Origin of the sequence: Streptomyces sp. NPDC059853 (genome assembly GCF_042731495.1) — a bacterium.
Lineage (GTDB): Bacteria > Actinomycetota > Actinomycetes > Streptomycetales > Streptomycetaceae > Streptomyces.
Genome location: NZ_JBHWJL010000476.1, coordinates 1 through 2546 on the forward strand (window position 1 = coordinate 1; position 2546 = coordinate 2546).

Genomic DNA, 2546 nt, shown 5'->3' on the forward strand with positions numbered 1-2546 from the left:
CCCGCCCCCGGGGTGGGGGCGGGCCGCGGTCGGTTCCTAGCGCAGGGCCAGGACCGCCGCGTCCGTGAGGGAGGCCCAGGCGCAGGTGGCCTCGGCGAAGCCCACCGCGCGCAGGGTGTCGATGTGCCAGCCGATGGGGTGGGCGCCCGCGTCGTCGTGGTCGCCGGAGGCCTCGGCGGGGTTGCCGAAGATCGCGAAGCGTTCGGCGACCACGTCCGCCAGCTGCGGGTCGGCGGCCAGTTCGGTCCACCACTGCGGCCAGTCCCGGCCGCCCTCGGCGCGCAGTTTCTCCTGCCGGGCCTCGGTGAAGGCGTGGACGGCGGCGTTGATGCGCGGCGCGTCGGGGTTGGGCATGTGGTCGGCGTTGACGAACAGGCCGCCGGCCCGCAGCAGATCGGCGAGCTGGCCGTACAGGGTGCGCAGCGCGTCCGGGGCGAGCCAGTGCAGGGCGGTGGAGGTGAGGACGGCGTCGTACGTCTCGTACGGCAGCGCGTCGGTCCAGGACGGGTCCCGCAGGTCGGCGGTGACGAACGTGATCCGGTCGTCGCCCTCGAAGGTGCCGCGCGCGATGGTCAGCAGCGCGGGGTCGAGGTCGACGCCGGTGCTGGTGGCGCCGGGGAAGCGGCGCAGCAGCCGGGCGCTGATGCTGCCGGTGCCGCAGGCGAGGTCCAGGACCCGCGGTTCGGTGCCGACCAGGGCCTCGACCCCGTCGAGCATGACCCGGAACCGTTCCTCGCGATCCGGGAGGTACCACTCCTGCTGCCGGTCCCAACTCTCCTGCCACTGTTCCCAGGACACCATGCGCGACACTCCCCTGGTAATGGGCCACACTGTCAGTGACCCTTACAAGTACAGTGTCACCCTAAGCAGGCGGGAGTAAGGAACACAAGTGGAACTGGCCTATTACTCGGACTTCGCGGTGCGCCTGGTCAACAGCGAGGAACCGCTCCGGGAGAAAGACACCCTCACCTCCGTCGAATCCGTCCGCGCCCTCTTCGGCCCCATGCAGCAGCTGGCCCGCCGGGCCGGCGAGGCCGACATCACCCGCCTCAAGGGAGTACGTACCCGGCTGCGCGCCGTCTTCACCGCCGCCGCCGAGGGGGACGAGGCCCGGGCCGTCGATCTGCTGAACGCCCTGCTGCTGGAGTACCCCGCCAGCCCGCAGATCTCCGGGCACGAGTACCGGGACGACGACACCGGCCGCCCGCTGTGGCATCTGCACCTGGCCGAGCACCCCTCCAACGCCACCGCCGGTTACGCCGCCATCGCCTGCATGGGGCTGACCTTCCAGCTCACCGACCTGGGGGTGGACCGGCTCGGCATCTGCGAGGCGGAACCCTGCCGCAACGCCTATGTCGACACGTCAACAAACCGCTCCAAACGCTACTGTTCGGACCGCTGTGCGACGCGCGCCAACGTCGCCGCCTACCGGGCCCGCAAGCGCCGCGAACGCGAGCTGAGCGGCCGCACCGCCGACGGCAGCCAGCCCAGCACCGCGAGCGGCGAACGCTGAAGCCCGCGCGGCGACCGCAGCCGCACCAGCGCCCGCGCCACCACCAGATCGTCCGGCACCGCCCCGAACTCCCGGCTGTCGTTGGTGACCTCGGGGTTGTCCCCCACCACCCACCAGCCGCCGCCCCGCCGCTCCACCGCCCGCTTGACGATCAGCAGATCGTGCTGGAACGGATGGCGCAGCACCACGACATCGCCCGGCCGCACCCGGGCCCCGTACCGCAGGAGCAGCTGGTCACCCGGGCGCAGCGTGGGCAGCATCGAGGGGTTGTACACCTCGGCGAGGCCGATCCGCCCCGTCCCGTCCGCACGCCGCCCTGCCCGCTCCGTCATCCGCCCGCTGCCTCTTCCTGTGCTCGACCGGCCCTCGCACTGGGCCGGTTGGCCCGCTCGCATCGGACTTTGGATGTAAGCCGGGCCTGGTGACCGGGGTCAACCGAGAAAAGCCGCCCCTCACGGAGTAATGTCGCACGCGAGAAGACGATCACGAGGAAGGACGGCCCCATGCTCTCCCGCCTTTTCGCCCCCACGGTGAAGGTCAGTGCCCACTGCGACCTGCCGTGCGGCGTGTACGACCCCGCCCAGGCGCGCATCGAGGCAGAATCCGTCAAGGCCATCCAGGAGAAGTACCAGGCCAACGAGGACCCGCACTACCGGGCCCGCGCCACCGTCATCAAGGAAGAGCGGGCCGAGCTGGCCAAGCACCACGTGTCGGTGCTGTGGAGCGACTACTTCAAGCCGCCGCACTTCGAGAAGTACCCGGAGCTGCACCAGCTGGTCAACGACACCCTGAAGGCGCTCAGCGCGGCCAAGGGCTCCACCGACCCGGCCACCGGTCAGAAGGCCCTGGACTACATCGCGAAGATCGACGAGATCTTCTGGGAGACCAAGAAGGCGTGAACGCCGGACCTGGTCCGTCGGCGGCGCCCGGCCCCTCGGGGGGGGGGGGCCGCCGGTGGGGGGGCCCTCCCGGCCCGGCGGGCGCCGGTACCTCGCGCGCGGGCCCGGGGCGGGGAGGGCCGCGCGCCCCGGGG

Annotated in this window: 4 protein-coding genes; 2 read left to right on the forward strand and 2 right to left on the reverse strand. The window is 71.8% G+C overall.

Features of this window, described 5'->3' with window-relative positions:
* Positions 1-36 precede the first annotated feature (36 nt).
* The gene (locus tag ACFV5N_RS26945) at positions 37-801 is read right to left on the reverse strand and encodes a class I SAM-dependent methyltransferase (RefSeq protein ID WP_385604890.1); all 765 of its coding nucleotides are present in this window, start codon (positions 799-801) and stop codon (positions 37-39) included.
* A gap of 88 nt (positions 802-889) precedes the next feature.
* Between ACFV5N_RS26945 and ACFV5N_RS26950 the strand changes: the two genes are divergently transcribed.
* Positions 890-1513 carry a CGNR zinc finger domain-containing protein gene (locus tag ACFV5N_RS26950; RefSeq protein ID WP_385604893.1) on the forward strand — a complete coding sequence of 208 codons (624 nt, stop codon included), beginning with the start codon at positions 890-892 and terminating at the stop codon, positions 1511-1513.
* Here ACFV5N_RS26950 and sodX read toward each other — a convergent pair.
* Positions 1426-1845: a nickel-type superoxide dismutase maturation protease gene (gene sodX, locus ACFV5N_RS26955; protein ID WP_385604896.1), complete on the reverse strand. Its 420-nt coding sequence runs from the start codon at positions 1843-1845 to the stop codon at positions 1426-1428. The two genes, ACFV5N_RS26950 and sodX, sit on opposite strands and share 88 nt — an antisense overlap.
* A 171-nt stretch (positions 1846-2016) precedes the next feature.
* On the opposite strand from sodX, the gene sodN reads away from it, so the two are divergent.
* Positions 2017-2412 carry a superoxide dismutase, Ni gene (sodN, locus tag ACFV5N_RS26960; RefSeq protein ID WP_385604899.1) on the forward strand — a complete coding sequence of 132 codons (396 nt, stop codon included), beginning with the start codon at positions 2017-2019 and terminating at the stop codon, positions 2410-2412.
* Positions 2413-2546: the final 134 nt, after the last annotated feature.